We start from the raw sequence: 7,404 nt of genomic DNA, 5'->3' as shown, positions 1-7,404 counted from the left end.
CAAGCCACCCGCGAGGGGGTTACCCGTTCGATCCCCGCGACAACCGCGTGCGCAGCACCTCGCGCAGCCGCGCGGCGGATGATTCATCCATCTCGCCCAGTACGCCACGTGCATGCGCCGGCACGTGCGCGGCAACCTGGTCATCGGCGTTGAACACGTAGTGTTCGAACACGGCCTGCCAGGCCGCGCGCTGCGCTGCAGGCAGATCACGCACCGCGAGCAAAGCGAGCATCAGGGCATTCATCGGCGCATCGCGCCATGCCTCAACCGGGCGCCACCAGTAATTGACCAGAATGTTGAACGCCTCCAGTCCCTCCATGTGGTGCCACCACAGGGCGGGAATGAACAGCGCATCGCCGGGTTCCAGCACGGCGCCCTGTGCCTGTTGCATCGCCTGTTCAAAACGCGGGAAGCGCTGCAGGTCCGGCGCGGCGAAATCGACCAGGCTGACGGCCTGGCCGGCAGGAGTGAAGTCCAGCGGGCCGATGTACAGATTGCCGATCTGCGCAGGAGGAAACAGCATGACCCGCCGGCGTCCTGCCGCCACGCAGGCGAGGTTGTCCGGTGCATCGTGATGGGCGGCGATGCGCGAGCGGTTGCCGATCCAGATGCTGGCCAGCGGATCAGCCTGTCCGAGCGGCAGCGGATTCGCCTGCCGCAGTCCCGGCAGGTAGGTATCCAGGGTGGTGGACGCCACGTAGATGGTCGGCGCGTGCGGATCGCTGCGGTACTTGATCAGGGTATCGAGGACCACGCGCAGCGGCACCTGTTCGCGTCGGAAATTGAAGCCGGTCAGGTCCTCGTTGTAGAACACCCGGCCCTGCGTGCCGGGCGCGGCGGTGGTGGCGGTGACCGGCATGCTCCCGTGGTCGAACTGCTTGAGATAGTCCGCCGCGGCGGTGTCTGACTGCCGTGCGGCCCGAACCAGCGGCCAGCCGGCGGCCAGCCCCCGCACCACCTTCGGCGTGGTCCAGCTACGCAGTGCGGCAGGCAGTGCCGCAGGATCGGCGAGCTGGACTTCCTCGATGGGGCGGGGCGGGGGCAGGCGCATCGTCGCTCAGAACTTGTAACGCATGCCGAACATGTAGCGCGGGCCGGTCTGGGTGGCATAGCGCAGCATGTTGCTGTGGCGTGCGTAGGTGCGCATCGTTTCGTCGGTCAGGTTGATCGCCTCCACGCTCAGCGTCAGCTGTTCGCTCACCGCGTAACTGATGTTCAGATCGAGCTGACCGTAGGCTTCGGTGTAGTTGGGGTTTGGTCCCTGGCCGCCGATGCCGTTGAGGAACTTGTCGCGCCAGTTGTACGCCGCGCGGATCTGCCACGCGTTCTTGTCATAGAACAGCACTGCGTTGGCCGAATCGCTCAGGCCGATCATCGGGTACTGGTCGCCCAGGCTCAGGTTGTCGAAGGTCAGCCCGGACCTCACCTTGGTGTAGTTCGCCGCCACGCCGAAACCGGACTGGCCGAACAGGTGCTGCACCGCGACTTCCCAGCCGTCCAGATGATCCGAACGCTGGTTGGCCGGCAGGGTGATGTCGAACCCGGCGATCGGGTCGCCCGGCTGGCCGACGATGCTGCCGGTCTGCTGGCCGGCCGAGTTGACGCCGGTGGAGATCACGCCCGGATCGCCGGCGTGGTTGGTGAAGATGTAGTTGCGGATGCACACGGTATCGGTGGTGACGCAGCCCGACGCCAGCGCTTCATTCCAGTACGCGCCGCCCACCGGCGTGTGCAGGCTGCCGGCATCTTCGCGCGCGATGGTGTTGCTGATGAAGTTCTTGATGTTCTTGCGGAAGAAACCGACCGAGGCGTAGCTGGCATCGCCGTAATACCACTCCAGCGACAGGTCGAAGTTGTCCGACAACAGCGGCTCCAGCGCCGGATTGCCACGCGAGCCGGTGCCGCCCTGGGTGCGCACGATGTTGTCCAGGCGCTGTCCGCTCTCGATCTGCGTCCAGCCCGGGCGACCCAGGCTTCGGCTGTAGCTGCCGCGCAGCGCCAGCGACTCGTTGATGTCCAGCTTGAGGTCGACGTTGGGCAGCACGTAATCGTACTTGCCCGTGCCGCCGATGAAGGCGCCGTCGTCGGCATAGGTGATGTTGAACTCGTTGAGCGAGTTCCAGCTGATCGAGGTCGGCACGCGCACCAGCGCCAGCGATTCCACTTCGGTCTGCTCATAGCGCACGCCGGCCGCGACATGCAGCGGCATGTTCCAGTCGAAGGTGGTGCGGTACTGCAGGTAGGCGCTCTTTGATTTTTCGGTGGTGCGGATGTCTTCGGAGTACTCGGTCGGGGCGAGATAGCACGTTGGACAGGCCGGCTCGGCGCCGTTGGCGACCTGCGCCGCACGCTCCCGCAGGCGGTCGAAGTCGAACACCAGGAACTGGCCGGTCAGGCGTGGGTCGTTGTGCCCGGAAAAGGCCTTGAAGTACTTGCCCATGTCATCGGCGTACCAGATATCGTCGGCGTAGTCGGCCGGCGTGCCGACGCCGCCCCAGCTGTCACGCTGCTCGATCGCCGCCGCCGAACGGTTGTCCACCTGGGTGTGGCCGACGCCGAAATCGAGTGCCGAATAATCGGCGAAACGGAACACGCCCTTGGCCTGCAGTTGCTCCACTTCGGACTTGTTGTAGCTGTTCTGGAATACCGAACCGGTGACCAGCGCATCGGACGCCTGCACGCCGCCCGGTGGCAGGGCGATGTTGATGATCGGCAGGTCGCCGCTGTAATCCACCGTGGTCCTGCCGCGCACGTACGCGGCCACGCCGAGCACGCCGGCCGAACCATACGGACCATCCGGCTGCGACTCGGCGCTGGCGCGGTGGTAGTCGAAGGACATGTCCAGCGCGTCGTTGACTTCCCAGTCCACGTTGAAGCCCAGCGAGTCCATGCGGTTGCGGGTGGCCAGCTTCATGCCGCCCATGGCCACGTCACCGTTGACCACGTCTTCGCTGTACACGATGGGCGCGGCAACCGGGCCATCGGTCCAGGTGCTGTCCCCGGGCCCGTAGTTGAACCACACCGACAGCTCGCTGCGCTGCTGCTGCACCTTGTTCTCGACATAGGTGTAATCCAGCGTGGTGGTGACATTGTCCAGCGGCTTCCACTGCAGCGTGGCCTGGCCGTTGGTGCGCTGGCGCTGCACGGCATTGACGTTGTACGCGGTGTTCTGCGGACGGCCGTAGATGTCATCGGCACCAGGCCGGTTGGTGATCCGGTCCGAGTAGCCCGTGCCGGGCTGCGGCAATGCGCGCCAGTCACTGGTGTCATCGCCGCGCAGCGTGGCCCAGCCTTCGGCGACGGTGGCCTGGTTGAAGCCCGAATCGCGCTCCTGGTGGCTGGCGCTGAGGGCTACGCCGAAGCGTCCGTCAGCATAGGTCTGGCTGAAGATACCGGACAGCTCGCCGGTGACGTTGGATCCCTGCAGGGTGCGCGGCACGTTGTCGTTGGAGGTGTCATGCACCGCCTTCATGCCAAGGCTGACCACCGGCGCCGCTTCCAGTGGGCGCAGTGTCTTGATGTTGATGGTCGCGCCGATGCCACCGGTCGGATTGTCGGCGCGCGTGGTCTTGAACACCTCCACCGCGGAGATCGATTCGGAGGCGATGTTGGCGAAATCGAACGAGCGCGAACCGGAGAGTCCGCCGCCGCCGTTGCCGAGATTGGAGGCGGGCATCTGGCGGCCGTTGAGCAGCACCAGGTTGTAGTCCGGACCTATGCCGCGCACGGTCACCTTGGAACCTTCGCCGCTGGAGGTGCGGTCGATCGACACGCCGCTGATGCGCTGCAGTGACTCGGCCAGGTTGGTGTCCGGGAACTTGCCGATGTCCTCGGCCACGATGCCGTCCACCACGCCCTGGCTGTCGCGCTTGAGGTTCATCGACGAGGTGAGGCTGCCGCGGATACCGGTCACCTGCACGGTGTCCAGGGTGGCTGGATCGGGCGCTGCGGTCCCGGTGGCGTCCTGCGCCCAGGCGGGGCCGGCGACGGCCACCAGCAGGGCGGAGGCGAGCAGTGTCTTGCGAGGTACGGCCTTGTACTTCTTCATTGCGGATCCCTCCCCAGGGAGTGCGGAAACAGCGGGTTTGATTTCGGCTGGAACGCGGCAACTACATGACGGGAGCGATTTGGGGATGCGTTGACAGCGTTGTCAACAAAGCGCCTTCGGTGCGCCTCGGCTTGTCGTTTTGCCTGCGCCGGCTGAATGCAGGGGCAGGCCGGGCGCGCCTGCGCGAAGCCTTGTAATTGCAGTGTCATGGGGAAAAACGGGGCGGCCTGCCACGCGTCAGCAGGGGGACTTGCCCGTGCTGCGATGCAGAATGGTTCTGCGCAGCGCCGATGGGGGCAACGCTGACAGCGCTGGACAACGGCCAGCGCCGGCGATGCCGTCAGCGCCGGCGCTGGCCCGGTGCAGCCGTGGATTCGCGCACCAGCACGGCATGCTCCAGCGTGATCATCCTGCCGGCACCCGGCGAACGGATGCGGTCCAACAGCTGCAGCGTCGCCAGCCGTCCCATTTCCGCAGTGGGCTGGCGCACGGTGGTCAGCGCGGGAAAGATGTGGCTGGCGATCGGGGTGTCATCGAAACCGCAGACGGACAGGTCGCGTGGGACCTGCAGGCCGCGGCCACCGGCCACCCGGTACACGGCCGCGGCCATGTCGTCGTTCGCAGCGAAGATCGCCGTGGGCGGATCGGCCAGGTCGAGCAGGCGATGGGCTGCGGGAATGCCGGATTCGAAGGAGAACTGCCCGCCGACCACCAGCGCCGGGTCGTAGGCGATGCCGGCTTCGCGCAACGCCGCACGATAACCCGCGTGGCGCCACTGGCAGGCACCGTGCGCCCGCGGCCCCTTGATGTGGCCAATGCGCCGATGGCCCAGCGCGATCAGGTGGCGCATCAGTTCCACCACCGCGGTGGTCTCGTCCATGCGCACGCCGATGGCGCCGGTGGGATCGCGCGGGGCGATGCTGGCAAACGGAATGTCATGCTGCTGCAGGTAGGACAGCACGACCGGATCATCGCTGAGCGGTGGAATCAGCACGACGCCGTCGGGGCGTGAGTTGTCGAACAGCGCGCTGAGGTCGGGCAGGGCATGCCGCCCGATCCCCACCGGGCCGAGCAGCAGGTTGTAGTGGTTGCCGTGGCAGGCATCCAGCATGCCGCTCTGGATCTCCATCAGGTAGTTGCGCGAGGGATTGTTGTAGGCCAGCGCCAACGAATAGGAGCGTTGGCCGGCCAGGCTGCGCGCGTAGAGATTGGGCTTGTAGCCCAGCCGCGCGACCGCCTCGCGCACCCGCGACCGGGTCTGCTCGCGCACGTTGGGTTCGTTGTTGAGCACGCGCGACACGGTCTTGATGGAGACCCCTGCCGCCGCAGCGACGTCCTCGATTCGACTACGCATGGTGCAGGTGATCCTCCATGTGCCAGCGGCGGCCGGTGCGCGCCGAGCGATGGTGCAGCCTCGGGCCGATATTGCCACGGCGCAGCGCAGCACGGTTGCCGGGGCCCCTGTCCCTGCCAAGCCCGCTGCGCTCGCCGAGCATGGCTCGGCGCTACCGAGGCATCGCTTTCTGGCGGCGGACGAATACTGTCAGGGCGACGGGTGGGCGGGCTGTCCGGGACACTGTGAGGCAGGAGCCGAACCGTAGCCTGCAAGGACGTACTTGCGGCGTGTCCCGGACAGCCCGCCCACCCGTCGCAAGGCACGCGCCCCCGAAACAACAAAGGCCCCGCAATGCGGGGCCTTGTCGTGGATCGTCCGGCGCCGGGAACTCAGCGCTTCATCGAACCGAAGAACTCGTCGTTGGACTTGGTGTTCTTCATCTTGTCCAGCAGGAACTCCATCGCAGCCATTTCATCCATCGGATGCAGCAGCTTGCGCAGGATCCAGATCTTCTGCAGCAGCTCCGGCTCGATCAGCAGGTCTTCGCGGCGGGTACCCGAACGGTTGATGTCGATCGCCGGGAACACACGCTTTTCAGAGATGCGACGGCTCAGGTGCACTTCGCTGTTGCCGGTGCCCTTGAACTCTTCGTAGATCACCTCGTCCATCTTGCTGCCGGTGTCGACCAGCGCAGTGGCGATGATGGTCAGGCTGCCGCCCTCTTCCACGTTGCGTGCCGCACCGAAGAAGCGCTTCGGACGGTGCAGCGCGTTGGCATCCACACCACCGGTCAGCACCTTGCCCGAGCTCGGCACCACGTTGTTGTAGGCACGTGCCAGGCGGGTGATCGAGTCCAGCAGGATCACCACGTCCTTCTTGTGCTCGACCAGGCGCTTGGCCCGCTCGATCACCATTTCGGCAACCTGCACGTGGCGCGCAGCCGGCTCGTCGAACGTCGAGCTGATGACCTCGCCGCGCACGGTGCGCTGCATTTCGGTCACTTCTTCCGGGCGCTCATCGATCAGCAGCACGATCAGGTGCACGTCCGGATGATTGGTGGTGATGGCCGTCGCCACCTGCTGCATCATCATCGTCTTGCCGGCCTTCGGCTGGGAGACGATCAGCGAACGCTGGCCCTTGCCCTGCGGTGCCATCAGATCGAGGATGCGGCCGGTGATGTCTTCGGACGAGCCGTTGCCACGTTCCAGGGTGAAGCGCTTGCGCGGGAACAGGGCGGTCAGGTTCTCGAACAGCACCTTGTTCTTGGACGCTTCCAGCGGCTCACCGTTGATGGTGTCCACGATGGACAGCGCGAAGTAGCGCTCGCCGTCCTTGGGGAAGCGGATGCGGCCGGACAGGTGGTCGCCGGTGCGCAGGTTGAAGCGGCGGATCTGGCTGGGCGAAATGTAGGTGTCGTCCGGACCGGCCAGGTAGCTGGCTTCGGCCGCGCGCAGGAAGCCGAACCCGTCGGGCAGGATTTCCAGCACGCCGTCGGCGGCGACACCGTCACCGTGGCGGGTCAGCACCTTCAGCAGCGCGAAGATCACGTCCTGCTTGCGGGCGCGGGCGACACCTTCGGAGATCTGCAGCTGCTCGGCGATTTCCAGCAGCTTCTGCGCCGGCATGCGCTTGAGGTCGCTCAGCGAATACACCGGGAAGCCCTCAGGCACGTTGGCCTGCTGGGTGCGCACGAACGGCTGCTGTTCGTTGTTGTCCTGCGGCAGGCCATCGTCGCGGCCACCGCCACGTGCCGGGCGGTCACGGTCGCGTCGGTTGCGGAAGCGGTCGCGGCGGTTGCCCTGGCCCTGGCCATTGTTCTGCTGGTTGCCCTGGTAGGGGCCCTGGTTCTGGCCGCCTGCGGTGTTCTGCTGGCCACCTGCCTGGTTGTTGTTGTTGTTCTGCTGCGGGCGTCCCTGGCCGGATTCGCGGCCTTCGTTGCCGTCACCGCCGTGGGCGGCGGGTGCTTCGGCAGCGGGCGCGCTCGGCGCCGCTGCAGCGGGCGCGGGGGGCGGAGCGGGGC

4 protein-coding genes are annotated in these 7,404 nt (G+C 66.4%); all 4 read right to left on the bottom strand.

All coding sequences use genetic code 11. The features are described from left to right. Positions 1–19: 19 nt before the first annotated feature. Positions 20–1,051: a cupin-like domain-containing protein gene (locus ABB28_RS17300; RefSeq protein WP_152983507.1), complete on the bottom strand. Its 1,032-nt coding sequence runs from the start codon at positions 1,049–1,051 to the stop codon at positions 20–22. A gap of 6 nt (positions 1,052–1,057) precedes the next feature. Beyond that, entirely contained in the window at positions 1,058–4,048 is a 2,991-nt protein-coding gene (locus ABB28_RS17295; RefSeq protein WP_057687596.1) for a TonB-dependent receptor, read from the bottom strand. Between the two features lie 340 nt (positions 4,049–4,388). Continuing rightward, positions 4,389–5,402, bottom strand: a complete 1,014-nt coding sequence (locus ABB28_RS17290) for a LacI family DNA-binding transcriptional regulator (RefSeq protein WP_057687595.1) — start codon at positions 5,400–5,402, stop codon at positions 4,389–4,391. A gap of 371 nt (positions 5,403–5,773) precedes the next feature. Then, on the bottom strand, positions 5,774–7,404 hold a 1,631-nt coding region (rho, locus tag ABB28_RS17285), incomplete at its 5' end, for a transcription termination factor Rho (RefSeq protein WP_057687594.1).

This window comes from Stenotrophomonas chelatiphaga, assembly GCF_001431535.1.
Lineage (GTDB): Bacteria > Pseudomonadota > Gammaproteobacteria > Xanthomonadales > Xanthomonadaceae > Stenotrophomonas > Stenotrophomonas chelatiphaga.
Note: the sequence above shows the minus strand (reverse complement) of the source record. Positions and strands in the feature narration are given on the sequence as shown.

Coding starts and splice junctions, on each gene's coding strand:
- ABB28_RS17300 (WP_152983507.1), bottom strand. CDS start 1,051: ATGCGCCTGCCCCCGCCCCGCCCCATCGAGGAAGTCCAGCTCGCCGAT.
- ABB28_RS17295 (WP_057687596.1), bottom strand. CDS start 4,048: ATGAAGAAGTACAAGGCCGTACCTCGCAAGACACTGCTCGCCTCCGCC.
- ABB28_RS17290 (WP_057687595.1), bottom strand. CDS start 5,402: ATGCGTAGTCGAATCGAGGACGTCGCTGCGGCGGCAGGGGTCTCCATC.